The following is a 25,239-nucleotide window of genomic DNA, read 5'->3' as shown; positions in this document are numbered from 1 at the left end:
ATTTATTTATCTATTTTTAGAAATCAGCATCAAAGCTAATTTCACCTGTTCCTCCAGATTTTACTCCAGCTTTTTGGTACTCAGAAACTCTTTTTTCAAAGAAGTTTGTTTTTCCTTCTAATGATATCATATCCATAAAGTCGAAAGGATTGCTAGAATTATACACTCTTTCGCATCCAAATTCAACTAAAAGTCTATCTGTTACAAATTCTAAGTACTGACTCATTAACTTAGCATTCATTCCAATTAAACTTACTGGTAAAGATTCTGTAATAAATACTTTTTCGATATCTAAAGCATCAACAATAATTTCTTTAATGCGCTCTTTAGGTACTTTGTTTACAATATGATTGTTGTGTAAGTGTACAGCAAAATCACAGTGTAATCCTTCATCACGAGAAATTAATTCATTAGAAAATGTTAATCCAGGTAATAATCCACGTTTTTTCATCCAGAAAATAGCACAGAAACTACCTGAGAAGAAAATTCCTTCAACTGCTGCGAAAGCAATTAAACGCTCTGCAAAAGATTCTGATTCTATCCATTTTAAAGCCCAATCAGCTTTTAACTTAATTGCTGGGAAATACTCTATAGCTTTAAAAAGTTTGTTTTTTTCCTCTTCGTTTTTCACATAAGTATCAATCAACAAAGAATATACTTCTGAGTGGATATTCTCCATCATGATTTGGAAACCATAGAAGAATTTTGCTTCTGCATATTGAACTTCGCTTACAAAGTTTTCGGCCAAATTTTCATTTACAATTCCGTCAGATGCAGCAAAGAATGCTAAAATATGTTTAATGAAATAGCGTTCATCATCATTTAATTTATTTTCCCAATCGACAACATCTTGGTGTAAGTCAATTTCTTCAGCCGTCCAAATACTTGCTTCTTGTTTTTTATACCATTCCCAAATATCTTGGTGTTGGATAGGAAAAATTACGAATCTATTTGGGTCGTCTTGTAAAATTGGTTCAACTTGAGACATATCTTTTATTTAATTTCTAGTTTGAGTATTATTTTATCGTGCTAACAAAGATTGCAAAAAATAGTCTTGAATAAAAGAACTACTTATCCACAAAAGATGAAAGTTCTTAACAATCTGCCAAAATACAGTATAAACACTGACTTTTCACAAAACACTACAAAACAAGTATTTATATTTAAAATTATTTTAAATAAGCGAATCCTAATAATAAAAAAAAGCCCAACAAACAAAGAATTTGTAAAGGCTTTTTTTAACTTTTTTTATAAAAAACTTGTTATAGTTTCTTTTGTTTTTTCCATTCTTCGGCAACCTTCTCTAGCTCCATATACCAATTTTCTCCAAATTTTAAAATCAATGCATTTTTTAAAAACTTATAAACTGGCACTTGCAATTCTTTTCCTAAAGCACAAGCATCATCACAAATTTCCCAATGATGATAATTAACTGCCGAAAACTCTTCGTACTCTTGAACCCTTACCGGATACAAATGACATGAAATTGGTTTTTTCCAATCTACCAAGCCTAGATTATAAGCTTGTTCTATTCCACAAGAAGTAATTCCTTTATCATCAAAAGTCACAAAAGCACACTCTTTATTATTTACCAAAGTAGTTTCGTGCTCACCAAATTTAGAGGTTGTATAAGTTCCTTGCTCTTCTATAGCAGCAATTCCCTCTGGTCTTAATAAGTGTTTAATTTTAGGATAAACTTCGTTTAGTTTTTTAATTTCCTCATCTAAAACTGGAGCTCCAGCTTCGCCTGCTACACAACACTCTCCTTTGCAAGCAGAAATATTACACACAAAATCACTCTCTATGATTTCTTCGGACACTAGTGTTTTCCCTATTTGAAACATATGTTATTTGATATAAAAAAAGAGCCTATTAAAAATAGGCTCTTTATATTTTCTTCAAAAATAAAAAATTATTTTTTATTTACTTCTTTAATATACTTTTCTAAAGCACTTGTCATTGATGGATTTTCTGGAGATGGTGCAGAAATATCAACTTTTAATCCAGCTTCTGTAGCTGCTTTTACTGTAGAGTTTCCAAATACAGCAATTCTTGTGTTGTTTTGTTTAAACTCTGGAAAGTTCTTAAATAAAGACTGAATTCCAGATGGACTAAAGAACACCAAAACATCATAAGTTACTTTTTCTAAGTCAGATAAATCACTTGTTACAGTTCTATACAAGTCTGCTCTTGTCCAATCAACCCCCATAGCATCTAAAGACTCAGGAATTAAATCTTTTAACTTATCTGAAGACGGTAATAAAAACTTTTCTGTTTTATGTTTTTTAATCAATTCACATAATTCAGGGAAAGTTCTTTTTCCAACATAAATTTTACGTTTTCTGTAAACTACATATTTTTGTAAGTAATAAGCTACAGCTTCTGACTGACAGAAATATTTTAATTCATTTGGTACCTTAAAACGCATTTCCTCAGCAATTCTAAAAAAGTGATCTACTGCATTTCTACTTGTAAGTATAATTGCCGAATATTTTCCAAGATCAATTTTTTGATTACGAACCTCTCTTACAGTTAAACCTTCAACATGAATAAAAGATCTAAAATCAATTTTTACTTTTTGCTTTTCTGATAAAATTGAAAAGGGTGATTGTTGATCTGTTTTAGGCTCTGGCTGAGATACTAATATTGTTTTTACTTTCATCTTTTTCTTACTCTATATAGCTTTTGAATAAATAAACAAACGGTACTATTTCTAGCGTGCAAAGATACAAAATAATATGCAAAACTTTACCCGACAGTAGGTTTTTATTATTTAAAACCAGAACAATGAACCTTATAAAATAAGTTAACAAGGCAATAATTAAAAGGATATTTCTTAATGAATCATAATAATCTAAATGCAAAAAAACACAAGATAAAAGTAAAAATACAACTAACAAAACAACAGTTAAATAACTGGTTTCCAGTATTAACATTTGTTTAAAATGTAGTTTTTTATTAGAGAATTGATACAAAAATTCAGAGACCAAATACTTTACTATAAAAAAGCTAGAACTAATGTAAAAAGCACTTCTAAAAGCCTCGAAAAATTGTTGATAAATATATGTTTTATCACACAATAAAAACATTAAAAAAAGAGCTAAAACAACTGACATATACAAAAACACCAACACTTGATAGAGCGAAAGTGTGTTTACAGAATCGTGTGGATATTTATAAAAATATTGATTTGAAAACAAACTTTTAAACAAAAGCTTTGTCCTTAACAAGTCAACCATACACATTAAAAACACAATAATTAAAGGCATTAACAATACCAAACTCAACTTATTATAGTATGAATACTCAACCAGTTCTGCTATCATGTGTTTTACTTAAAATATGGAATGAATGTTGCTGCAAAATTAGGAATAAAAAAACGTAAATTTGGCAAAACAAATTATAAGCATGAATCGGGCATTAATCATCATTCCTACTCTTAATGAAGTTGAAAACATCAACGCCATCATTAAAGCTGTATTTAATGTTAATGCTGATTACCACATTTTAATAGTAGATGATAATTCTACAGATGGTACCATTGACATCATTAAAAATTTACAAAAAGTTCACCCTAATTTGTATTTAGAAATTAGAGTAAACAGTCGTGGTTTGGGAAAAGCTTATATACATGGTTTTAAATGGGCTATCAATAAAGATTATGATTACATTCTAGAAATGGATGCAGATTTTTCTCATAACCCAAAAGATTTACCTAGGTTAATACAAGCTTGCGAACAAGATGGGAACGATTTAGCAATAGGTTCTAGGTATATTAACAACAAAATAAATGTAATCAATTGGGACTTTAAGAGATTGATGTTGTCGTACTTTGCATCAAAATATGTAAAGTTTGTTACAGGAATTCCTGTCTTTGACACCACTGCTGGTTTTATTTGTTACAGAAGAAAAGTGCTAAAAACTATTGATTTTAGCAAAATAAGATTTACAGGTTATGCTTTCCAAATAGAAATGAAATTTAAAGCATGGCTACACAAGTTTAAAATAAAAGAAGTTTCTATTATTTTTACCGATAGAACTAAAGGAACTTCAAAATTAGATAGCTCTATTATTAGTGAAGCTATTTTTGGAGTAATAAGAATGAAATTTAAAGGATTGACAAAAAAATAAATTATGGGTTGTACAGTAATTAAGGGTGCAAAAATTATTAACGAAGGAAAAGTATTTAAACGTGATGTATTGATTGAAAACGACATCATTAAAACAATTGCAAAAGATATAAAAGTACCTAAAAGTGCTTTGGTTATTAAAGCCAAAGGAAAATACTTACTGCCTGGAGCTATAGATGATCAAGTGCACTTTAGAGAACCAGGATTAACTCATAAAGCAAATATTGCAACAGAAAGTAGAGCAGCCATAGCAGGTGGAATTACTACTTTTATAGAAATGCCAAACACTGTGCCGCAAGCAACCACACAAGAGTTGTTAGAAGATAAATTTAAAATTGCTTCGGAAACATCATATGCCAACTATTCATTTATGTTTGGTGGAACTAATGATAATTTAGATGAATTGCTAAAAACAGATCCTAAAAAAGTAGCAGGAATTAAATTGTTTTTAGGTTCTTCTACCGGAAATATGTTGGTTGATAACCCTGAAGTTTTAGAAAAAATATTTTCTTCTACAGACATGGTTATTTCCGTTCACTGTGAAGACGAAGAAACCATTAAAGCAAACATGAAAAAAGCTTTAGAGGAGTACGGAGAAGACATTCCAATTGAACAGCACCCAATTATTAGAAGTGCAGAGGCTTGTTATTTATCTTCATCAAAAGCAATAGAATTGGCTAAAAAAACAGGAGCTAGACTTCATATTTTTCACCTATCTACAGCTATTGAAACAGAGTTGTTTAGAAATGACATCCCTTTAAAAGAAAAGAAAATTACCGCCGAAGTTTGTGTTCATCACCTAAACTTTAATAGCGATGATTACGCTAAAAAAGGAACTTTTATAAAATGGAATCCTGCAGTAAAAACAAAAAACGATCAGGGTGCGTTGTGGAAAGCTTTGTTAGATGATAGAATTGATGTAATTGCTACAGACCATGCTCCACATACTTTAGAAGAAAAACAAAATATTTACACCAAAGCTCCAAGCGGTGGTCCATTAGTACAACACGCTTTACCTGCTATGCTAAACTATGTTGATCAAGGAAAAATCACTATAGAAAAAGTAGTAGAAAAAATGTGTCACAACCCTGCAATACTTTTTGATATTGAAAAAAGAGGTTTTGTAAAAGAAGGATATTATGCCGATTTAGTATTGGTAGATCCAGAAAAAAGATGGACTGTAAACAAAGACAACATACTTTATAAATGTGGATGGAGTCCTTTTGAAGGAACTAAATTTAACAACACCATTACCCATACTTTTGTAAACGGAAACCTTATTTATGACAACGGCGTATTTAACGACGAAATCAAAGGAAAAAGAATTACATTTAATAGATAATGATGAAATTTATTTTTTACACTTTGTGCATTAGCATATTAATGGCTTGTAACAGCAATACCATTCTAAAAAAACCAGACAATCTTATCTCTAAGGATAAAATGGTAAAAATTCTTACAGAAAGTTATATTGCAAGAAGCGCCAGAAGTGTTAAAAACATTAATAACGATAGAAACATCAACTACCTAAGTCTTGTTTATAAAAACAATGGAGTAGACTCTATTGCTTTTAATGAAAGTTTAAGATATTATACTGCTGATATTAGTCAGAATGAAGAAATATTAAAATTGGTTCAGAAAAATATTGATGAGGAGGTTGAAACTTTGAAAAGTGAAAATGATGCCTTTTATGATAAAAAGATTGATTCTCTAGAAAAAGCTCAAGAAAAAATATCCGAAAAAAAACTCGCTATTTTAAAAAATTCTGAAGCCAAAAAACTAGAAGAACAAGTTGATTCAATTAAAAAAAACAAAGACAACCTTTTTAGTGTAGAAATCTCTAAACTAAAAAAAGATTTAAAAGACACTGTTTCTATTGCATCAGCAGAAAAAAAGAGGAAATATATTGTTAGAATAAATCAAAAACTTGAAGAGTTAAATTTGACTAAAAATGACTCTATTAATAAACAAATAGATACTTTAAAAAGTCGACATCAAAAAGAGTTAGAAAAGAAGATTGAAGAATTTAAAAAGAAACAAGAAAACATTACTCTTGATAAAAGAAAAAAATTTGAACAACAAAAATTTCAATAAACCAAAACTACTTTATTTAATTATAAAGTAGTTTTTTGTTTTAAGGCATATACTCCAATCATTAACCAAGAAGCCAATAACAGTAGTCCTCCCAACGGAGTAATAAACCAAATATACTTTGATGGTACACCTCCTAAAACCAATAAGTAAATAGACCCAGAAAAAGCTATCATTCCCGATATTAAAATATTAGCAATTCTTTTCTTTTGCTTTTCTTTAAACATTGGAATCATCATTACAACAAACAATAACAAGCTGTGAATTATTTGATACCTAACACCTGTTTCAAAACTATTTAATTCACTTTCGGACAATATTTCTTTTAAGGCATGTGCTCCAAAAGCACCTAACATTACCGCTATTGCGCCACTAAAAGCAGCTATGGCTATATATTTTTTCATAGACTTACATTTTTAAATAAAAAGATTGTGTGAGATTTATATATTCTTGGGTATAAACATGTCTATCAATTTCTACCACAAGTTCGTTTTCTATATTTTTTTTAAATTCTTTTGTAAAACAGAGTAAACTTCTTTTTACAGGCAAATCTTTCCTACCCCTTACCCTTGTTATTTTACAAAGATATAAGCCCTGTTCTTTAGCTAAGTTGATAAAATTATCTTCTTCTGCAAATGGAATGATAAAAGTACACATCCCTTGTTCACTAAGTAATGTTGAAGTATAAAACAACAAATCTTGAAAGGACAAATTATCAACGTGCCTAGCTAGTGCTCTTTCGATATTATCATTTTTAAAGGTATCAGTATAATATGGTGGATTAGATACAATTAAATCAAACTGAATATCACTCTTAAAGCTTTGTAGACTACTATTAACAACCTCTAGTCTATTTGCCCATGGAGCATTCTTAAAATTAATTTGAGCTTCTTTAAAAGCGTTTTCTTCAATTTCTATTGCAGTTATTTTTGCCACAGGATTTCTTTGAGCCAACATCAAGGCAATTAAGCCTGTACCTGTACCAATGTCTAAGATTCTTCCTACCTGTTCTACAGGAGTCCAAGCCCCTAATAAAACCCCATCAGTCCCCACTTTCATGGCTGACTTTTCTTGAGAAACAGCAAATTGTTTGAATCGAAACATTAAAAACTTTATGAAAGTTTAAAAATACAAATGTTTCTAGTAAATAAGTGTAATTATGACAAATACATATCAATCAACCCAGGAGGTGTTTGCAAAACAACACGTTTTCCTTTACGGTCTATTTCTTTGATAAATTCATCAATCATTGGAATTAAAATCTCCACTCCATCATTCATAATTTCAAACAATGGTTGTGCGGTGGTATCATTCACTCCTTTAATAATTCCAAATTCTCCTCTTTCAACATCCACAGCAGTAAAATCTATGATTTCGTGAAAGTAAAATTTGTTACCTGTTAGTTTAGGTAAAAAAGAAAGTGGTAAGTAAATTCCAGAATTCATAATAGCATCTGCATCTTGTTCAGTATCTACCGTTTCAAAACGCACACGTAGTTGATTTCCTTTTTGTAGTAATCTTTCTTCAATAAAAAAAGGAATCAAGTCTTTGCCGTGTTCGACAAAGACAGATTCCAAGTTTTCATACAGTTCAGGTTCATCGGTGTCTAATTTAATAACCACCTCCCCTTTAAAGCTATGTTTTCTAACGATTTTGCCTAAATAAAAACAATCTTCTTTACGCATATCAATCGTTTAATAGAAATTACTCAGCAGTTTCTTCTGTAGCTTCTTCAGTTGCAGCCTCACCTTCAGTTGCAGTTGCAGTTGCTTCAGCAGCCTGTGCTTCAGCTAATAATGCAGCCTCAGCTTCTTGTGCAGCAGCAATACGAGCAGCGTTAACAGCTTTCTCTGCTTCTAAAACTTTTGCTTTTTCTGCAGCTTGCTCAGCAGTTAAACCATCTTTTTTAGCTTGAATAGCAGCTTCTTTAGCCTCTACCCATGCCTTAAATTTAGCTTCTGCTTGCTCTTCTGTTAAAGCTCCTTTAGCAACTCCACCTTGTAAGTGTTTCTTTAATAAAACTCCTTTAGTAGATAAAATTGTTTTAGCAGTATCAGTTGGTTGCGCTCCATTGTTTAACCATTTTACAGATGCATCAACATCTAATTCAATGATTGCAGGGTTAGCATTTGGATTGTAACTTCCTAATTTTTCTAAGAATTTACCATCTCTTTTTGCACGAGCATCTGCTGCTACTACATAGTAAAAAGGTTTTCCTTTTTTACCGTGTCTTTGTAATCTAATTTTTACTGACATAATTTAAAATTGTGCAGGTTCACGACCCACGTTATTAATTTTTAAGAGTGCAAATATACAATTATTATTATTTCAAAAACAGACTTCTTTAAAAAATCTATTTTTTTATAACTTCCTGTTTATCAGACAAAGGTTCTCCAACATAAACCAATTTAAAATGCTTCCCTATTTTTATGGTTTTGTTGGCTGCTGCAATCACATACAACTCTCCTTTTTCATCTGCTACAAACAATGGAATTGTATTGTTTTTATCTGTTAATTCTTGATTTTTTTGAATAAAATCTTCTTGAGATTTAATCTCTATTTCATTAACCTGAGGATATTCTCTTATTAACTCACTAAACTTTAAAAAGTCATCTTTGGTTGATAAGAAATTACTTCCTGAATCTGCCTTACCAGAACTTAACTCTATCTCTGACACAAACCTAAAACAAGAAGCTTTATCAATGGTCTTTTTAAAACTTCCTATAGCGTGTTTATTTACTTTTTTACTAGCAGTTAAAGCCAATAAATATCCAATGTCAGAGTATTCAATATTATCTCCTACTTCATCAGTAAAAACATCAAAAACCTCAGCATTTAATCCCATTTTTTGTGCGATGCTAATATTTTCTGCATTGTTATCTATCAAAACAACATATCTGTTTTTCTCTTCTAAATATTTAGCAATCACCCTAGAAACTTCAGAAGCACCCACAATCAAAATTCCTTTTGATGAACGTAAAAACACACCTAAAATTCTAGCAACTGCTCTTGCCGTTGTAGCGTTTAACAAAACTGTTCCTAATACAATAACAAAAACCAATGGGGTTATATACTCTGCTCCAGGCTCTCCTTGAGCAACTAATTTTAAACCAAATAAAGAAGCAATACCAGCCGCAACAATTCCTCTAGGACCTACCCAACTAACAAATACTTTTTCTCTAAATTTTAAGCCAGAATTCATAGTACTTAAAAAGACTCCCAATGGGCGAACAAGGAAAATGATAATTCCAAAAAGTGCTAATGTTTGCCAATTGTTAACCAAATAAATATCACTGATATTCATATTAGCTGATAGCAATATAAACAGTATAGAAATTAACAATACACTTAGAGATTCTTTAAAATGTAATATCTCTTTAAGGTTTGGTAAATCTATGTTTCCTAACACCATTCCCATGACTACTACTGATAATAAACCAGATTCATGAGCAAAAGAATCTGACAACACAAAAACTCCTAACACATAAGCAAGTGTAAAAACATTTAACAAATACTTAGGTACCCAATTCTTTTTTAAAGTAAAATTAAATCCGTGGGCAAATGTAAATCCAAAGGTAGTTCCAAATAAAATAATTTTACCAAACTCAATAATCGCTGTTTTGGTAAACTCATGTGTTTGTTCAATACTAATAAACTCAAATACCAAAACGGCTACCAAAGCTCCAACAGGATCAATTAAAATTCCCTCCCATTTTAAAATTGCAGAAACATCTCTTTTTAATCTAATATTTCTAAGGATTGGCGTAATTACCGTAGGCCCTGTAACAATAATTAAGGATGAAAATAAAAAGGAAATTGCCCAACTTAAATTAAACAAATAATGTACTGCTACTCCAGCAGCAAAAAAAGTAATGATACTTCCTAATGTAATTAGTTTTATAATTGCAGGCCCTACATTTAGTACTTCTTTCTTTTTTAAAGTTAACCCTCCTTCAAACAAAATAATGCTAATTGCTAAGGAAACAAAATAAAATAAACTCTCTCCCGCAAACAATCCTTTGGTTCCATTCCAAACAGGTTCTATCCATTTAGAACCATCAGGCGTAAACAATGATGAAACAGGCCCAACTAATAGCCCTACTAAGATTAATGGTAAAATTGCAGGTAATTTAAGCCTCCATGCCAACCATTGTGCTAAAATTCCTAAAATAATAATTCCTGCTAACTCAATCATATATCAATTTTTTTTATCAGCCGTAAAATACACTTTTTTGTATAAAAATAAAGGTGTTCTTACAGAATAAGAACACCTTTATTTTAAGTATTTTTTTTATTAAGATATAAATCCTAAAACAAGTTTATAAATATCATTTCCATTAGCAAAAGCTAGTAAAGAAAGTAACAATACAAATCCTGTAATTTGTGCATACTCTAAAAATTTATCTCCTGGTTTTCTACCTGTAACCATTTCGTACAAAGTAAACACTACATGTCCTCCATCTAATGCAGGAATTGGTAATAAATTCATAAACCCTAACATAATAGATAAGAATGCTGTGTTAGCCCAAAATATTTGCCAATCCCAAACTGGTTTAAAAATTTTAGCAATTGAGATAAAACCTCCCATACTAGTTGCTCCTTTTTTAGTAAATACATACTTAAACTGAGCCATATAATCTTTTAAAGTCCAATACGCTGCTGATGCACCTTTATTTATGCTCTCCGCAATTCCATAAGTCTGATGTTTAACGGTAAAATTCTCATCTGGATTAAACGCAGGGGCTACCCCAATCTTTTTATCTTCGTCTGGAGTTACTGTTAACGTCACCAAAACACCATTTCTATCAACTACAACCTCTATAGCTTCTCCGTTTGATTCTTGTATTTTAGAAGTAAAATCTCCCCAATACACAGAAGTTTCACCATTAACAGAAACTATTCTATCGTGTTTCATAAATCCTGATTGGTAAGCTGGTTTTCCTGCAATAACAGAATCTACCACCGCAACAAAACGAGGCGTAAATGGTTTTAAATCATTTAACTGCCACATTTCTTTTCCAATCTCTTCAGGAACACTTAAATTTTCAGTAGTTCCATCAGCATGAAGTACTTCAATTGTTTTAACATCTCTTAAAAACAATTGTTTATTTACATCTAAAACATTTTCTACCGGTTTTCCATCTACCTTTAAGAAAGTATCTCCATCTTTAAACCCATATTTTTTTAAGGTTTGACTTACAGAAAATCCGTTTTTAACATCTTTAGGCCCAACAACTTCTTGTCCCCAAACAGAAAAAATCATGATATAGATTAGTAATCCTAACACAAAGTTTACAATTACCCCACCTAACATAATAATTAAACGCTGCCATGCTGGTTTAGATCTAAATTCCCAAGGTTGTGCAGGTTGTTTCATTTGCTCGGTATCCATACTTTCGTCTATCATCCCTGCAATTTTCACATATCCTCCTAGTGGAATCCATCCAATTCCATATACAGTTTCTCCTACTTTTTTCTTAAAAAGAGAAAACTTGTAATCAAAAAATAAATAAAACTTTTCTACTTTGGTTTTAAACAGTTTTGCAGGTATAAAATGCCCTAATTCGTGTAACACTATTAATAGTGACAGGCTTAAAATAAACTGTCCTGCAATAATTAAATTCTCCATGTATTAATGTAATTCTTTTTTAAGTCGAACAAATGTACAACTTTAATTATGTGTTCATATTTTTTGTGCTAATTTTCTTAAATGCTTTGTAACTTTGATGAAAATTTCATTATGAGTCAACATTTTTTTGCCAAATCTAAATACACTTTTATTGCGATGGGTGTATTATCGATTATTATTATAGCATCACTTTATCACCTTAACAGCAAGTCAAAATCTTTGCCAATTTACAATCCTACAGATATAAACCCAAAATTGGTTGATGATAGTATGTTAAATATTTCTAAAAACCACACTATTGCCTCTTTTTCTTTAGTAGATCAAGATGGTAAAACGGTTACAGAAGCTGATTTTAAAGACAAAATATATGTAGCTGATTTTTTCTTTACACGTTGTGGAACCATCTGCCCAATAATGACTGACAACATGTCTATTTTACAAGAAGCATTCATCAATAATTCTAAAATTAAATTTTTATCGCACTCCGTAACACCAATTATGGATAGCGTTCCTGTACTAAAAGCCTATGCCGATGCCCATGGAGCTATTTCTGGAAAATGGCATATTACCACTGGAAGTAAAAAAATGATTTATAACCTAGCTCGTAAAAGTTATTTTGCGGTGCTTGATGAAGGTGATGGAGGTGATCAGGATTTTATACATACAGAACAATTTGTTTTGATTGATACTAAAAAAAGAATTAGAGGTTTTTATGATGGTACCAATAAAAAAGAAATTGAACAACTTAGCAAAGACATAAATTTATTACTTACCGAAAAGTAAAAACCTCGCTGTAAAAAATACAGCGAGGAAAATTGCTATGAAAAAGAATTAAGCAGGCTTAACTCTTCTTTATATATTGTCGGTTTCTTTGCAAATCCATTACAAAACACCATTAAATTCGTTATAAAACTGTTCTAAATAAAGCTCCATAAACTGATGTCTTTTTGCTGCAATTTCTTTTCCTGTTGTAGTATTCATTCTATCTTTTAACAACAATAATTTTTCATAAAAATGATTAATTGTAGGCGCAGTACTTTTTTTATACTCCTCTTTAGTCATCTTTAAATTAGGCTTTATTTCAGGATCATACATTCCTCTATTTTTAAAACCACCATAACTAAAAGCTCTAGCAATTCCTACAGCTCCAATAGCATCTAACCTATCTGCATCTTGAACAACATCTAATTCTTTTGAGCTAAATTTTTGAGTTTCGTTTCCTCCTTTAAAAGAAATATTCTCAATAATTTTAATAACATGCTCAATAGTAGATTCTTTTACTTTTTGAGATTTTAAAAAATCACGAGCCACTTTAGGTCCAACTTCTTCGTTTCCGTTATAAAATTTAGAATCTGCAATATCGTGCAACAAAGCGCCTAAAGAAACAATCTCAATATCACATTTTTCTGTTTGAGCAATCAGTAATGAGTTTTTGTATACTCTTTCTATATGAAACCAATCGTGACCTCCCTCTGCATTTTTTAATTGCTCTTTTACAAAAGCAATGGTATTCTCTACAACACTATTCATTAAACCTGTAAATTTTAGTTGGTGTTACGCAATAATCTAAAGGAAAATCTCCTTGATAAACATCTTCTATTTCTTGTTCAGCATCAAAAAAAGACAATCCTATTTTTAGAGTATCCTTTTTACATTTCGACAAAAAATCATCATAAAATCCTTTTCCATATCCTACCCTATTTCCTTTTTTATCAAAAGCTAATAAAGGAACAAATACCACATCAATCATATTTTCTGGAACAGGCAATCCGTTTGTTGGTTCTGGAATACCATAAGAATTTACTTTTAACTTGGTGTTTTCTGTTAATAAAAAATGTGATAAAGTATTGGTTTTAAAATCTGATTTAGACACCACAACTTCTTTATTTCTAGCAAATAGAATATGTAAAACATGTTCGGTATCTATCTCTTTTTGAGTATCAATCGATAAAAAAAGATGATAATATGTTTTTTCCCAAACGTCTAATTTTAATAGTTGATTAGAAACCTCAATACTTTTTAATGCTACATCATCAACACTTAATTTACTCCTTAAAGATTTATATTTTATCCTTAAATCATTTTTATTCATATACTAAACTTTGAAAAGTAAAATTAACAATTAATATTTCCTAAAATTGATTAATTTCGAACTATGATTTTAGTAACAGGAGGAACAGGCTTAGTAGGTGCACACTTAATTTATAAATTGTGCAAAGAGAACCAAAAAGTAGTTGCATTGTATAGAAATGCCAACACACAACAAACCACTAAAGAAATTTTTGATTTGTATAGTGCTACATCACTCTTTGATAACATTATTTGGAGACAAGCCGATATTACCGACATTCCTGCCTTAGAAATTGCTTTTAAAGATATTACTCATGTTTATCATGCTGCAGCAATGGTTTCTTTTTCTCCTAAAGACAGTGAAAAGTTACGAAAGATAAATATTGAAGGGACTTCCAATATTGTAAACCTTTGCATTGCCAATAAAATTAAAAAATTGTGCTATGTAAGCTCTATTGCTACCCTTTCTAAAAAACCAGGAGCTTCTATTATGGATGAGGATTCTGAATGGAATGTAGAAGGAGATCACAGTGATTACAGCCTATCTAAATTTGGAGGAGAAATGGAAGTTTGGAGAGGTTCTCAAGAAAATTTAGAAATGGTTATTGTTAACCCAGGTGTTATTTTTGGATTTGGTGCTTGGAAAGTAAACACAGGAAAATTATTCCATAAAATAAAAAAAGGATTTAAATTTTACACCACAGGAGTTACAGGTGTTGTTGATGTAAATGATGTAACCAATGCTATGATTACTTTAATGAATAGCAATATTAAAAACGAACGTTTTGTATTGGTAAACGAAAATTATAGTTTTAAAGATCTTTTTACTTTAATAGCCAAAAAACTTGGAGTAAAACCACCTAAACACAAAATTGGAAAAGGAATTACCGAAGTAGTTTGGAGAATTAACAGTTTCTTTTCTGTAATTAGCTTTGGATATTTACAAATTGGCCTAAATAAATACAGTGCAAAAGCTGCTCAGAAAAAAAGATTTTACGATGGTAGTAAAATAAAAAAGAGTGTAGATTTTAACTACACTCCTTTTGATATGACTATTGAAAAAATAGCTTCTAAACTATCTTAATCTTATTATTTTTAACCCGCCTTGCTTTGTATTCTCTATAGCGTTTACAAATACTGCTTGATTTGTTTTTGTAGGAAGCTCTCCTTTTTTATATACAAAAGCTGTTTTACTTCTGTAAGATGGATCATATAAACCTTTTCCACCGTTTTTGCTTTTTAACACTCTTAAAACAGCATCATAAGTAACATCAAAACCACGAGTTGCATGATAACTTGGATATTGATGATTTTTTCTTAAATACGATTGTTCAAAAGATTTGTTTTCAATTTCTCTATACTCAACCTCATCTGTTGCATAAGTATAATGATATCTAAACAAAGACTCATAAGACAACTTATCAATATAGTCTGATTTTTCAAAAGATAAAATTCTCACTGGAGTTTTATACTTATTCTCTTTAGGCAAACTCATCACATTATTAAAAACATCAGAAGTTACTACGTTGTTCTTATCAGCAATTAAAATCCAATTAGGTTTATCTAACTTTATTTTATCTAGGAAGTCTGACTTAGCAATATACCCTTTAGACAGGGTTAAAATAGAAACATCATCTGCCAAAACTTTACCAACACTATCTTTTTTAACCAGTTGATTCTTTAGTTTTAACAATTCATTTCTATTCTCATTTAAACCAACAATTAGTAAGTGTTGTCCTTTTCTATTTTCTTTAATAAAAGCTAAAATCTCCTTTTCGAACAAACTTTTTTCTGTAGCTGTTTTTATCAAGTTACTATTCATAAAAGTAGATTGTTTTTTAGAATAGATAGGATAATAAACTGGTGTACCTGTAAACTGGGTAGCAACATAAATTGCATTAGAGCTATACAAAGGCCCCACAATCACATCGGGTTCCATAGCTTTATATTTTGCGATGTTTTTATAAATAGAATCTACAGATTTTTCAGTATCTACAACTTTTAAATCAACATTAATTCCTTGATTTTTTAAAGAATCTATCGCTATTTCTGCTCCCAAATAAAAATCAGAAACAATAGTTGGTAATGCTGAACTATTGGCAAATAATATTTCTTGACTTAAAGTATCGTTCTTCTTAAAATCAAAAGGAAGCATTACCATTGCTTTGATAGGCTTATTGGTAATAATTGAATCTTTAAACCACTCTTGATTTCCAAATAATTGATGTGTCTTTTTAAAGCCCATCAACATTTTACCTCCATTATTTACCAAACTATCTAATGATGGATTTAATGACTTTAACGAGTCCAAAGACATGTTATATTTATCTAAAACCACAGCTAAAGTATCTTTATGACTGTAGTATTTATAAAATACTGGCGTTTGTTTATATATAGGAGAAGCGGTACTTACCACCACACTCTCTACAACTTTTTTAGGTAATTTTAACACCGTTCCAATCACTAAACTATCTACTACAACAGTATCATTTACCGCTAAAAGTTCATCTACACTAATTCCGTATGATTTAGAAACACTATATAAAGTTTCTCCTTTTGAAATGGTATGAGAATTTTCATTTGATTTTCCACTTCCTTGTTCTTGAGTAGCTAAATTATTAGAAACCGGAATTTCTATTACAGAACCAATTTTTAATCCTTCAATAGCAAAATTAGGATTGGCTAATTTTAAATCCTCAATGGTAACTCCATATAGCTTAGAAATACCATACCAAGTTTCTTTTTCTTTTACTATGTGGTTTTTTGAAGCCTCTAAAACCTCTGGTTCTTTATAAGGTACTTTTAATTCTTGCCCTATTTTTAAACCATCAAAAGTTAAAATTGGATTGTCTTTTATTAAAGTTGTCATTTCTACATCATACAACTTAGACAAACTGTACAATGTTTCCTTTGGTTTTACAATATGTATCCCCATAGAATCTTGAGCAGATGCATTAACCAAATCTTTTTTACTATCTGGCCTGCGGTCTTTTGGTCTTTTTATTTTTTTAACAAGCTTTGGAGCATCTGTAGGTATTTTAATTAAAGTATTTGATTTTGGCCATCTTGAAATATCAGGGTTGGCTTCCATTAAATCTTTATAACTAATATCAAACTTTTTAGCTACATCTCTTAAAGATTCACCTTTTTCTGTTTTATATTCTTTTATGGTTTGTGCATATACAGTAGCACTCATCATAATTAAAAAAAGGCTAAAAATTTTAAATATTCTCATATATATAAGGGTTCTTTTTCTAACAGCAATATTACATATATTATACCAAATATGTATAATTCATACGAGGTAATACATTCTATAAATAAGTTATTATAAAATAGAAACGCCAAACAACATAAGTTATTTGGCGTTTTTATCATCATTTATTAAAATTATTCCCACTCAATAGTTGCTGGTGGTTTAGAGCTAATATCATAAACAACTCTGTTTACTCCTTTAACGTTATTGATAATTTTATTAGAAATTTCTTGTAAAAATTTATAAGGTAAATCTACCCAATCAGCCGTCATACCATCAGTAGACTCTACTGCACGTAAAGCAACTGCTTTTTCGTAAGTACGCTCATCTCCCATTACCCCTACAGATTGTACTGGTAATAAAATAGCTCCTGCCTGCCAAACAGAATCATACAATCCATGATCTTTTAATCCTTGAATAAAAATATGATCTACTTCTTGTAACATTGCTACTTTTTCAGCAGTTATATCTCCTAGAATTCTAATAGCCAATCCTGGCCCTGGGAAAGGATGACGTCCTAACAACTCAGGATCTATTCCCATAGATTTTCCTGCTCTACGAACTTCATCTTTAAAAATCATACGCAAAGGCTCCACTATCTTTAATTTCATAAAGTCTGGCAATCCTCCTACGTTGTGATGAGATTTAATGGTTGCTGATGGCCCTCCATCTGCAGAAACAGATTCAATTACATCTGGATAAATAGTTCCTTGTGCCAACCATTTTACATCTTCAATCAAATGAGATTCAGCATCAAAAACATCAATAAATGCTTTTCCAATAGCTTTACGTTTTGCTTCAGGATCAGACAAACCTTCTAATTCTTTCATGAATCTATCAGTAGCATCTACTCCTTTTACGTTTAAGCCCATACCTTCGTATTGCTTTAACACTGCCTCAAATTCATTTTTACGTAACAAACCGTTGTTAACAAAAATACAGTATAAGTTATCTCCAATAGCTTTGTTTAATAAAACAGCAGCTACGGTAGAATCTACTCCACCAGACAGTCCTAAGACTACTTTATCGTTTCCTACTTTATCTTTAATTTCTTGAACAGTAGTTTCTACAAAGTTATTTGGTGTCCATTCTTGAGCAACCCCTGCAATTTTCACTAAAAAGTTTTCTAACAATTTAGTTCCATCTGTAGAATGATATACTTCTGGGTGGAATTGAATAGCATAAGTATCTTCACCTTTTACATGATATGCTGCATTTTTTACATCAGGTGTACTTGCAATACATTCATAATTATCTGGTAAATTTAAAATGGTATCAGAGTGACTCATCCAAACCTGACTTCCCTCCTTGATTTCATCAAATAAAGGATTGGTATGATCTAAGAAAGATAAGTTGGCTCTACCATATTCTCTTGTGTTTGATGCTCCTACTTCTCCACCAAAAAAGTGTGCTAAGTATTGAGCTCCATAACAGATTCCTAATAATGGTTTTTTACCTTTTACTTCTGACAAGTCAATTTTAGGAGCATTCTCTCCTCTAACAGAGTGTGGAGAACCCGATAAAATAACTGCTTTATAATCAGCAAAATTGTATTTTTCGCTGTTGTATGGGTGAATTTCACAATAAATGTTTAATTCTCTCACTCGACGAGCTATCAGCTGCGTAACTTGAGATCCGAAATCTAGAATAAGTACTTTTTGTTGCATGCGCAAAAGTAACTTTTTATTCAAAGATTTAAAAATTTAAAAGTCAAAGAATCTCATACATTTTTAACACGCTGAAAAACAAAGGGATTAAAAGCAATAATTCCAAAGTAAAAAGGCTTCAAAACTTTAATTTTGATTGTTTTAAACTTACAATTAATACCCTATCTTTGCACAGCAAAAAATATCTATAATGATTAATATTACTTTACCCGATGGAAGTGTAAGAGAGTACGACAAAAACAGTACTCCAATGGATGTGGCTATGAGCATTAGCCAAGGATTAGCCAGAAATGTGATTTCTGCTAGTTTTAATGGACAAACCGTTGAAACCAAAACCCCATTAACCACCGATGGTAATTTAACCTTATATACATTTGAGCAACCAGAAGGAAAAAAAGCTTTTTGGCACTCTTCTGCACACGTTTTAGCTCAGGCAATCCAACAATTGTACCCTGGTGTAAAACTAACCATTGGTCCTGCCATAGAAAATGGTTTTTACTACGATATTGATTTTGGTGAACACAAAGTTTCTGAAAATGACTTTCCTAAAATTGAACAACGATTTTTAGAATTAGCTAGAGGAAAACACGAATTTACGTTACGTGAAGTTTCTAAAGCTGATGCCTTAGCTAAATATAAAGAAGAAAATAATCCATTTAAAGTTGAGTTGATTGAAAACTTAAATGATGGAGAAATTACTTTTTGCGATCATGATGATTTTACAGATTTATGTCGTGGAGGTCATATTCCTAACACTGGAATTTTAAAAGCTGTTAAAGTAATGAGTGCTGCAGGTGCTTATTGGAGAGGTGATGAAAAAAATCCTCAATTAACACGTATTTATGGAATATCATTCCCAAAAGCTAAAATGCTTAAGGAATATTTAGAGTTGTTAGAGTTAGCAAAACAACGTGATCACCGTAAATTAGGTAAAGAATTAGAATTGTTTACTTTTTCTCAAAAAGTAGGTCAAGGATTGCCTTTATGGTTGCCTAAAGGAGCTGCTTTAAGATCTCGTTTAGAAGATTTCTTAAAAAAAGCACAAAAGAAAGCTGGTTACGAAATGGTAATGACACCACATATTGGTCAGAAAGAATTATATGTAACTTCTGGTCACTATGAAAAATATGGAGAAGATAGTTTTCAACCTATCAAAACTCCAAAAATGGACGAAGAGTTCTTATTAAAACCAATGAACTGTCCTCACCACTGTGAAGTATTTAACTACAAGCCTTATTCTTATAAAGAATTACCAAAACGTTATGCAGAATTTGGTACTGTATATAGATACGAGCAAAGTGGAGAATTACACGGAATGACACGTGTACGTTGTTTTACACAAGATGATGCACATATTTTTTGTACTCCAGACCAATTAGATCAAGAATTTAAAGATGTAATTGATTTGGTATTATATGTTTTTGGTTCTTTAGGTTTTGAAGATTTTACAGCACAAGTATCTTTAAGAGATCCTGAAAACCCAAGTAAATATATTGGTTCTGATGAAAACTGGGACAAAGCAGAAAATGCAATTATAAACGCTGCCAAAGAAAAAGGTTTAAATTATGTGGTAGAAACAGGTGAAGCTGCTTTTTACGGACCTAAATTAGACTTTATGGTAAAAGATGCCTTAGGTAGAAGTTGGCAGTTAGGAACTATTCAGGTAGATTACAATTTACCAGAAAGATTTGATTTAACTTACAAAGGTTCTGATAATTCAGATCACAGACCAGTAATGATACATCGTGCTCCATTTGGATCTATGGAACGTTTTATTGCTGTATTGTTAGAACATACTGGAGGTAATTTCCCTCTTTGGTTGATGCCAGAACAAGTTATCATCCTACCAATCAGTGAGAAATATCAGAAATATGCTGAAAAAGTTTCAGAATTGCTAGAAAATTCCGAAATTCGCACGCTAATTGACGACCGAAATGAGAAGACTGGTCGAAAGATTAGAGATGCTGAGGTTAGCAAAGTTCCTTACATGATTATTGTAGGGGAAAAAGAAGAAGGAGAAGAAAGTGTTTCTGTTAGAAAACATGGAGAAGGAGATTTAGGAACTTTTTCTATAGAAGATTTCATCAAACACATATCAGATGAAGTTGCTAAAACCTTAGTAACATTTAAATAAAAGTTTAATTTCTCATAGCAATATGAGAGTAAAAAGATAAAGCCATAGCAATTAAGAGAAGAAGGTCTAAAGGACCTGCGAGAATTATTAAAGAGAATCCACACAGAATTAACGAGCACATTCGTTTTGTGGATGAGGTACGTTTGGTTGGAGAAAACATAGAAATTGGTGTTTACCCTCTTGCCAAAGCAAAGCAAATAGCAAAGGAACAAGAATTAGATTTGGTAGAAATTTCTCCAAAAGCAGTTCCTCCTGTTTGTAAAATTATTGATTACAAGAAGTTCTTGTATGAGCAAAAGAAACGTGATAAGGTTATCAAAGCAAAGGCTTCTAAGGTAACTGTAAAAGAAATTCGTTTTGGACCTCAAACAGATGAACACGATTACGAGTTTAAAAAGAAACATGCTATCAAGTTTTTACAAGATGGTGCTAAATTAAAAGCGTATGTATTCTTTAAAGGACGTTCTATTATATTTAAAGACCAAGGACAAATTTTATTATTAAAATTAGCTCAAGAGTTAGAAGAATATGGTAAAGTAGAACAGATGCCTAAATTAGAGGGTAAACGTATGATTATGTTTCTTGCTCCTAAAGTGAAAAAGTAAAACTAGTTTCTAAAGTTTTAAAAGGAATAAAGTTAAAAGTTTACTCATAAAGCGTAAATATTAATACTTGACAGACTTTTAACTTTAAGAACTAAAAGATAAAATAAGCAAGAATAAAAAACTTAAAGAGAGATGCCTAAATTAAAAACAAAATCAAGTGCTAAGAAGAGATTCAAGGTAACTGGTACTGGAAAATTAAAAAGAAAACACGCTTTTAAAAGTCACATCTTAACAAAGAAGTCTAAGAAGCGTAAGTTGAAGTTAACTCATGATGGGTTAGTTCACAAAAGTGATGAGTCAAACATCAAAAATCAATTAAACTTAAAGTAATTTAAGTTTAACGGGAATATTAAATATTAACCATGGAGTGGGCTTATTTAAGAATTGTCAATGATTAGTTATTAATGATTAATGCACAACGAATCGTTAACCATTAAACATTTAACACTAACAATTAAGATAATCGCCTTACTACAAAAAACATTGAAATTATGCCTAGATCAGTAAATTCAGTAGCTTCAAGAAACAGAAGAAAAAAAATCTTGAAGCAAGCAAAAGGTTACTTTGGAAGACGTAAAAACGTTTACACAGTAGCAAAAAACGCGGTTGAGAAAGCAATGTGCTACGCTTACCGTGATAGAAAAAACAAGAAAAGAAGTTTCCGTGGATTATGGATTACTCGTATCAACGCTGGTGCTCGTATTCATGGATTGTCTTATTCTCAGTTTATGGGAAAAGTAAAAGCTAACAATATCGAATTAAACCGTAAGGTTTTAGCTGATTTAGCGATGAACAACCCAGAAGCTTTTAAGGCCATCGTCGAAAAAGTAAAATAAATTTAAAATAACATCTTGCTTATATTTTAACCCTCTAACTTTTGTTAGAGGGTTTTTTAATTTATTAAATTTGATATAAAACTAAACTATGCTACAAGAAATTCTTATTCCCTTACTTTCACTAATTTTTTTAGAAGTTGTGCTAGGGATAGATAATATTATTTTTATCTCTATTTTAACTGATAAATTGCCCGAAGAAAAAAGAGACAAACTCCGCATTATAGGCTTGTCACTAGCTGCAATTATCAGAATAGGACTGCTTACTGTAATCTCTTGGATTTTAAAGCTAGACAATACTTTATTTACAATTTTCGGAATTGGTTTTAGCGGTAAAAACATCATCCTTTTGGGTGGTGGAATCTTTTTACTTTACAAGGCTAGTACAGAAATTTTCCATCATACAGAAAACCATCAAAGTAATCCTGATAAGAAGATTAAAAACCCAACATTTAGAAATTTGTTATTTGAAATTTTATTGTTAGACATTGTGTTTTCAATAGATTCTATTATTACCGCTGTAGGAATGGTTAATAATTTATATGTAATGTATACCGCCATAATTATTAGTGTATTGGTGATGATTTTTGCTTCTAAACCTATTGTAAACTTTATTAACAAACATATTTCTTTTAAAATATTAGCACTTTGTTTTTTAATGATGATTGGTGTATCGCTTATTGGAGAAGGATTGCATTTTGAAATTCCTAAAGGATATATTTATTTCTCTATGCTATTTGCTTTCTTAGTTGATTTGATACAAATCAAAACTGTAAAAATTAACAAATAAAAAAAGCTCGATAGAAATTTCTATCGAGTTTTTTTTTATTACCTATCATAGTTTTAAAAAAAATAGCTAATACCTAAAGAAACATTTGAAGTTAAGTTTAGTGCTACTGTATTTCCTTTACTAGAAATTTCATCACTCTCTTTATCTCTTCTCTCTATATAGTTATATGATAAACTACCTAAATTCATTTGTAACGCTAAATTATTATTAAAAAAATAGCTTATTCCTGGAGTAACATTCACTTCATATTGATTAGAATAATTATCATCATTGTTATTGTTTGAATATAAATATATATTTCTTTCATAATAAACTCCTGGTGCTAAATTCAAAAACAATTTATCTATAACGGGTATATACTTTTTAGCAAACACTCCAATTCTATATTTTTTTCTGGTGTTTTTATTAAATATGTTAGAGTTATTATTCTCATAATCATTCTTGTTTTCACCATAACCAACAGATAAAGTAGTTCCTAAAACTAAATTCTCTTGAATTACATAACCAATATTAGGGCTAAAAACAACATTCTTATATTTAGAATTATTATTCTCAAAATTAGAATCATCTATTATCACGGATAAACTCCCTGCTAAATTAACCCTCCCTTTTTTAATAGGAGATTTAAATTCTGTTTCTTGAGCAAACATGCCCATTGTTGCTAAAAACAACATACCAAGTAATACTTTTTTCATAACATTTTTTGATTTTAAATTAATACACAAGTCAAAAAACAATAATGTAACCAAAGCCAAAGACCAAATATTAACAAAACATCATCTAAATAAAAAGAAAAGGGTTTACTACACTTATGTAGTAAACCCTTTTTATAATAATGATACAGTTCTTTTAATTCAACTCAAAACACTGTTTAGCTATTTCTAACTCTTCATTAGTAGGAATAATCAACACTTTTACTTTTGAGTTAGAAGCATGAATCTCTGTTAACTTCTTTGCTCTAACATTATTGAGATTCTCATCAATTTCAATTCCTAAAAATTGTAAATCTTTACAAATTAATTCTCTTATTTCTTTACAGTTTTCACCTGCACCAGCCGTAAAAACAAGCGCATCTAAACCGTTCATACTTGCTACAAAAGACCCTATGTATTTTTTTACTCTATAAGCATATAATTCTAAAGCTTCGGTACAATCTTTATTTCCAGACTCCGATTGAGCAACAATATCTCTAAAGTCTGAATATCCAGTCATCCCTAACATCCCACTTTGTTTATTTAAAATATTACTAGCCTCATCAACAGAATATCCTAAATTTTTAATTAAATGTAACACCACAGAAGGGTCTATATCTCCTGTTCTTGTTCCCATAGCCAAACCAGCAGTTGGTGAAAAACCCATTGAATGATCTATACACTCACCATTTTTTACTGCAGAAACAGAAGCTCCGTTCCCAATATGTAAAGTAATTAACTTGGTATTTTTAGTTCCTAAAAACTCATTTGCTTTTTCAGAAATATATTTGTGACTTGTTCCATGAAAACCATATACACGAATCTTTTTTTCCTCTGTGATTTTCTTAGGTAAAGCATATTTATACGCGACAGAAGGCATTGTTTGATGAAAAGCAGTATCAAACACCACAATTTGTTTAGCTGCTGGAAATAATTCTTCGCAAACCTCTATACCCAATAAATTTGCTGGATTGTGCAAAGGAGCCAAAGAAAACAAATCTTTTATTTTTGATTTTACCTCTGGGGTTACCAATCTTGTTTTAGAGAACGTACTTCCTCCATGAACTACTCTATGTCCAATTACTTTTAAATCATCTGTAGATTTTAAAACACCAATGGTTTCATCTAACAAATAAGAAACCAACTTAGACAATCCTTCTTTATGATCTGAAATAGCAGCTTCTACCTCTACTTCCTCTCCATCTGTAGGATCATAAACAAATTTTGAATTTTGCTGTCCTATACGTTCTATTAATCCACCACAAATAACTTTTTCTGATGGCATTTCTATCATTTGATATTTTAGAGAGGAACTCCCTGAATTAATAACTAGTACATTCAT

At 30.7% G+C, this 25,239-nt stretch carries 26 protein-coding genes; 10 read left to right on the top strand and 16 right to left on the bottom strand.

From position 1 onward, the window contains the following. Window positions 1-16: 16 nt before the first annotated feature. The 4 genes from AXE80_RS03130 to AXE80_RS14575 all read right to left on the bottom strand — a co-directional run bounded on the left by AXE80_RS03130 (window position 17) and on the right by AXE80_RS14575 (window position 3,269). Window positions 17-988, bottom strand: a complete 972-nt coding sequence (locus AXE80_RS03130) for a ribonucleotide-diphosphate reductase subunit beta (protein ID WP_068824441.1) — start codon at window positions 986-988, stop codon at window positions 17-19. A 274-nt stretch (window positions 989-1,262) separates the two neighbouring features. Continuing rightward, window positions 1,263-1,844 (bottom strand): DUF3109 family protein, encoded by a 582-nt coding sequence (locus AXE80_RS03125; protein ID WP_068824440.1) that lies wholly within the window; start codon window positions 1,842-1,844, stop codon window positions 1,263-1,265. A 68-nt stretch (window positions 1,845-1,912) separates the two neighbouring features. Further along, window positions 1,913-2,662, bottom strand: coding sequence for a uroporphyrinogen-III synthase (locus AXE80_RS03120; RefSeq protein WP_068824439.1), 750 nt, complete (start codon window positions 2,660-2,662; stop codon window positions 1,913-1,915). Window positions 2,663-2,669: 7 nt separating this feature from the next. Continuing rightward, a complete protein-coding gene (locus AXE80_RS14575; RefSeq protein ID WP_169816805.1) occupies window positions 2,670-3,269 on the bottom strand; it encodes a DUF4271 domain-containing protein in 600 nt (199 codons plus the stop codon). 139 nt (window positions 3,270-3,408) lie between these two features. Between AXE80_RS14575 and AXE80_RS03110 the strand changes: the two genes are divergently transcribed. The 3 genes from AXE80_RS03110 to AXE80_RS03100 are packed head-to-tail and all read left to right on the top strand — an operon-like array spanning window position 3,409 to window position 6,224. Beyond that, window positions 3,409-4,131, top strand: a complete 723-nt coding sequence (locus AXE80_RS03110) for a polyprenol monophosphomannose synthase (protein WP_068824437.1) — start codon at window positions 3,409-3,411, stop codon at window positions 4,129-4,131. Between the two features lie 3 nt (window positions 4,132-4,134). After that, the gene (locus AXE80_RS03105; protein WP_068824436.1) at window positions 4,135-5,472 is read left to right on the top strand and encodes a dihydroorotase; all 1,338 of its coding nucleotides are present in this window, start codon (window positions 4,135-4,137) and stop codon (window positions 5,470-5,472) included. Next, complete coding sequence (locus tag AXE80_RS03100; protein WP_083194508.1) at window positions 5,472-6,224, top strand: DUF4296 domain-containing protein; 753 nt, start codon at window positions 5,472-5,474, stop codon at window positions 6,222-6,224. Before AXE80_RS03105 ends, AXE80_RS03100 begins: the two co-directional genes overlap by 1 nt. Window positions 6,225-6,244: 20 nt before the next feature. On the opposite strand, the gene AXE80_RS03095 is transcribed toward AXE80_RS03100, so the two are convergent. From AXE80_RS03095 to rseP, 6 genes are all read right to left on the bottom strand, one after another. Then, window positions 6,245-6,625 carry a DUF423 domain-containing protein gene (locus tag AXE80_RS03095; RefSeq protein WP_068824434.1) on the bottom strand — a complete coding sequence of 127 codons (381 nt, stop codon included), beginning with the start codon at window positions 6,623-6,625 and terminating at the stop codon, window positions 6,245-6,247. Window positions 6,626-6,629: 4 nt separating this feature from the next. Further along, window positions 6,630-7,325 carry a tRNA1(Val) (adenine(37)-N6)-methyltransferase gene (locus tag AXE80_RS03090; RefSeq protein ID WP_068824433.1) on the bottom strand — a complete coding sequence of 232 codons (696 nt, stop codon included), beginning with the start codon at window positions 7,323-7,325 and terminating at the stop codon, window positions 6,630-6,632. A gap of 53 nt (window positions 7,326-7,378) precedes the next feature. Next, a complete protein-coding gene (gene rimM / locus AXE80_RS03085; RefSeq protein WP_068824432.1) occupies window positions 7,379-7,906 on the bottom strand; it encodes a ribosome maturation factor RimM in 528 nt (175 codons plus the stop codon). A 19-nt stretch (window positions 7,907-7,925) separates the two neighbouring features. Then, complete coding sequence (locus tag AXE80_RS03080) at window positions 7,926-8,477, bottom strand: 30S ribosomal protein S16 (protein ID WP_068824431.1); 552 nt, start codon at window positions 8,475-8,477, stop codon at window positions 7,926-7,928. 97 nt (window positions 8,478-8,574) lie between these two features. Then, window positions 8,575-10,416 (bottom strand): cation:proton antiporter, encoded by a 1,842-nt coding sequence (locus AXE80_RS03075; protein WP_068824430.1) that lies wholly within the window; start codon window positions 10,414-10,416, stop codon window positions 8,575-8,577. A gap of 99 nt (window positions 10,417-10,515) precedes the next feature. Continuing rightward, entirely contained in the window at window positions 10,516-11,850 is a 1,335-nt protein-coding gene (rseP, locus tag AXE80_RS03070; protein ID WP_068824429.1) for an RIP metalloprotease RseP, read from the bottom strand. Between the two features lie 111 nt (window positions 11,851-11,961). Here rseP and AXE80_RS03065 point away from each other — a divergent pair, with 111 nt between their 5' ends. Continuing rightward, a complete protein-coding gene (locus AXE80_RS03065; protein WP_068824428.1) occupies window positions 11,962-12,633 on the top strand; it encodes an SCO family protein in 672 nt (223 codons plus the stop codon). 99 nt (window positions 12,634-12,732) lie between these two features. Here the strand turns inward: AXE80_RS03065 and AXE80_RS03060 are convergent, their stop codons facing one another. Then, window positions 12,733-13,380, bottom strand: a complete 648-nt coding sequence (locus AXE80_RS03060) for an HD domain-containing protein (RefSeq protein ID WP_068824427.1) — start codon at window positions 13,378-13,380, stop codon at window positions 12,733-12,735. After that, the gene (locus AXE80_RS03055; protein WP_068824426.1) at window positions 13,373-13,942 is read right to left on the bottom strand and encodes a 5-formyltetrahydrofolate cyclo-ligase; all 570 of its coding nucleotides are present in this window, start codon (window positions 13,940-13,942) and stop codon (window positions 13,373-13,375) included. The genes AXE80_RS03060 and AXE80_RS03055 overlap by 8 nt, the downstream gene beginning before the upstream one ends. A gap of 63 nt (window positions 13,943-14,005) precedes the next feature. Between AXE80_RS03055 and AXE80_RS03050 the strand changes: the two genes are divergently transcribed. Beyond that, on the top strand, window positions 14,006-15,004 hold the full coding sequence (locus AXE80_RS03050) for an NAD-dependent epimerase/dehydratase family protein (RefSeq protein ID WP_068824425.1): 999 nt from the start codon (window positions 14,006-14,008) through the stop codon (window positions 15,002-15,004). On the opposite strand, the gene AXE80_RS03045 is transcribed toward AXE80_RS03050, so the two are convergent. Together AXE80_RS03045 and guaA are read right to left on the bottom strand one after the other, a co-directional pair. Continuing rightward, window positions 14,996-17,155: a LysM peptidoglycan-binding domain-containing protein gene (locus AXE80_RS03045; RefSeq protein ID WP_083194505.1), complete on the bottom strand. Its 2,160-nt coding sequence runs from the start codon at window positions 17,153-17,155 to the stop codon at window positions 14,996-14,998. The two genes, AXE80_RS03050 and AXE80_RS03045, sit on opposite strands and share 9 nt — an antisense overlap. 155 nt (window positions 17,156-17,310) lie before the next feature. Next, window positions 17,311-18,843: a glutamine-hydrolyzing GMP synthase gene (gene guaA / locus AXE80_RS03040; protein ID WP_068824423.1), complete on the bottom strand. Its 1,533-nt coding sequence runs from the start codon at window positions 18,841-18,843 to the stop codon at window positions 17,311-17,313. 190 nt (window positions 18,844-19,033) lie between these two features. On the opposite strand from guaA, the gene thrS reads away from it, so the two are divergent. From thrS to AXE80_RS03015, 5 genes are all read left to right on the top strand, one after another. Further along, complete coding sequence (gene thrS, locus AXE80_RS03035) at window positions 19,034-20,977, top strand: threonine--tRNA ligase (RefSeq protein WP_068824422.1); 1,944 nt, start codon at window positions 19,034-19,036, stop codon at window positions 20,975-20,977. An 86-nt stretch (window positions 20,978-21,063) separates the two neighbouring features. Further along, the gene (infC, locus tag AXE80_RS03030; protein ID WP_083194502.1) at window positions 21,064-21,582 is read left to right on the top strand and encodes a translation initiation factor IF-3; all 519 of its coding nucleotides are present in this window, start codon (window positions 21,064-21,066) and stop codon (window positions 21,580-21,582) included. A 132-nt stretch (window positions 21,583-21,714) separates the two neighbouring features. Then, on the top strand, window positions 21,715-21,912 hold the full coding sequence (gene rpmI, locus AXE80_RS03025) for a 50S ribosomal protein L35 (protein ID WP_068824420.1): 198 nt from the start codon (window positions 21,715-21,717) through the stop codon (window positions 21,910-21,912). Window positions 21,913-22,073: 161 nt separating this feature from the next. Further along, window positions 22,074-22,418: a 50S ribosomal protein L20 gene (gene rplT, locus AXE80_RS03020; RefSeq protein ID WP_068824419.1), complete on the top strand. Its 345-nt coding sequence runs from the start codon at window positions 22,074-22,076 to the stop codon at window positions 22,416-22,418. An 88-nt stretch (window positions 22,419-22,506) separates the two neighbouring features. Continuing rightward, window positions 22,507-23,205, top strand: a complete 699-nt coding sequence (locus tag AXE80_RS03015) for a TerC family protein (RefSeq protein WP_068824418.1) — start codon at window positions 22,507-22,509, stop codon at window positions 23,203-23,205. Between the two features lie 53 nt (window positions 23,206-23,258). Here AXE80_RS03015 and AXE80_RS03010 read toward each other — a convergent pair whose 3' ends face one another. Both AXE80_RS03010 and AXE80_RS03005 read right to left on the bottom strand, forming a co-directional pair. Further along, window positions 23,259-23,900 (bottom strand): hypothetical protein, encoded by a 642-nt coding sequence (locus tag AXE80_RS03010; RefSeq protein WP_157359332.1) that lies wholly within the window; start codon window positions 23,898-23,900, stop codon window positions 23,259-23,261. Window positions 23,901-24,054: 154 nt separating this feature from the next. After that, window positions 24,055-25,239, bottom strand: coding sequence for an acetate/propionate family kinase (locus tag AXE80_RS03005; RefSeq protein ID WP_068824416.1), 1,185 nt, complete (start codon window positions 25,237-25,239; stop codon window positions 24,055-24,057).

The organism is Wenyingzhuangia fucanilytica (assembly GCF_001697185.1).
GTDB lineage: Bacteria > Bacteroidota > Bacteroidia > Flavobacteriales > Flavobacteriaceae > Wenyingzhuangia > Wenyingzhuangia fucanilytica.
The sequence above is the reverse complement of the archived record's forward strand: the minus strand, read 5'-3'. Positions and strand labels throughout refer to the sequence as shown.

What these genes read in the sequence shown, in the direction of transcription:
- AXE80_RS03130 (WP_068824441.1), bottom strand. Translation starts at nt 988, where the DNA reads ATGTCTCAAGTTGAACCAATTTTACAAGACGACCCAAATAGATTCGTA.
- AXE80_RS03125 (WP_068824440.1), bottom strand. Translation starts at nt 1,844, where the DNA reads ATGTTTCAAATAGGGAAAACACTAGTGTCCGAAGAAATCATAGAGAGT.
- AXE80_RS03120 (WP_068824439.1), bottom strand. Translation starts at nt 2,662, where the DNA reads ATGAAAGTAAAAACAATATTAGTATCTCAGCCAGAGCCTAAAACAGAT.
- AXE80_RS14575 (WP_169816805.1), bottom strand. Translation starts at nt 3,269, where the DNA reads ATGCCTTTAATTATTGTGTTTTTAATGTGTATGGTTGACTTGTTAAGG.
- AXE80_RS03110 (WP_068824437.1), top strand. Translation starts at nt 3,409, where the DNA reads ATGAATCGGGCATTAATCATCATTCCTACTCTTAATGAAGTTGAAAAC.
- AXE80_RS03105 (WP_068824436.1), top strand. Translation starts at nt 4,135, where the DNA reads ATGGGTTGTACAGTAATTAAGGGTGCAAAAATTATTAACGAAGGAAAA.
- AXE80_RS03100 (WP_083194508.1), top strand. Translation starts at nt 5,472, where the DNA reads ATGATGAAATTTATTTTTTACACTTTGTGCATTAGCATATTAATGGCT.
- AXE80_RS03095 (WP_068824434.1), bottom strand. Translation starts at nt 6,625, where the DNA reads ATGAAAAAATATATAGCCATAGCTGCTTTTAGTGGCGCAATAGCGGTA.
- AXE80_RS03090 (WP_068824433.1), bottom strand. Translation starts at nt 7,325, where the DNA reads ATGTTTCGATTCAAACAATTTGCTGTTTCTCAAGAAAAGTCAGCCATG.
- rimM (WP_068824432.1), bottom strand. Translation starts at nt 7,906, where the DNA reads ATGCGTAAAGAAGATTGTTTTTATTTAGGCAAAATCGTTAGAAAACAT.
- AXE80_RS03080 (WP_068824431.1), bottom strand. Translation starts at nt 8,477, where the DNA reads ATGTCAGTAAAAATTAGATTACAAAGACACGGTAAAAAAGGAAAACCT.
- AXE80_RS03075 (WP_068824430.1), bottom strand. Translation starts at nt 10,416, where the DNA reads ATGATTGAGTTAGCAGGAATTATTATTTTAGGAATTTTAGCACAATGG.
- rseP (WP_068824429.1), bottom strand. Translation starts at nt 11,850, where the DNA reads ATGGAGAATTTAATTATTGCAGGACAGTTTATTTTAAGCCTGTCACTA.
- AXE80_RS03065 (WP_068824428.1), top strand. Translation starts at nt 11,962, where the DNA reads ATGAGTCAACATTTTTTTGCCAAATCTAAATACACTTTTATTGCGATG.
- AXE80_RS03060 (WP_068824427.1), bottom strand. Translation starts at nt 13,380, where the DNA reads ATGAATAGTGTTGTAGAGAATACCATTGCTTTTGTAAAAGAGCAATTA.
- AXE80_RS03055 (WP_068824426.1), bottom strand. Translation starts at nt 13,942, where the DNA reads ATGAATAAAAATGATTTAAGGATAAAATATAAATCTTTAAGGAGTAAA.
- AXE80_RS03050 (WP_068824425.1), top strand. Translation starts at nt 14,006, where the DNA reads ATGATTTTAGTAACAGGAGGAACAGGCTTAGTAGGTGCACACTTAATT.
- AXE80_RS03045 (WP_083194505.1), bottom strand. Translation starts at nt 17,155, where the DNA reads ATGAGAATATTTAAAATTTTTAGCCTTTTTTTAATTATGATGAGTGCT.
- guaA (WP_068824423.1), bottom strand. Translation starts at nt 18,843, where the DNA reads ATGCAACAAAAAGTACTTATTCTAGATTTCGGATCTCAAGTTACGCAG.
- thrS (WP_068824422.1), top strand. Translation starts at nt 19,034, where the DNA reads ATGATTAATATTACTTTACCCGATGGAAGTGTAAGAGAGTACGACAAA.
- rpmI (WP_068824420.1), top strand. Translation starts at nt 21,715, where the DNA reads ATGCCTAAATTAAAAACAAAATCAAGTGCTAAGAAGAGATTCAAGGTA.
- rplT (WP_068824419.1), top strand. Translation starts at nt 22,074, where the DNA reads ATGCCTAGATCAGTAAATTCAGTAGCTTCAAGAAACAGAAGAAAAAAA.
- AXE80_RS03015 (WP_068824418.1), top strand. Translation starts at nt 22,507, where the DNA reads ATGCTACAAGAAATTCTTATTCCCTTACTTTCACTAATTTTTTTAGAA.
- AXE80_RS03010 (WP_157359332.1), bottom strand. Translation starts at nt 23,900, where the DNA reads ATGAAAAAAGTATTACTTGGTATGTTGTTTTTAGCAACAATGGGCATG.
- AXE80_RS03005 (WP_068824416.1), bottom strand. Translation starts at nt 25,239, where the DNA reads ATGAATGTACTAGTTATTAATTCAGGGAGTTCCTCTCTAAAATATCAA.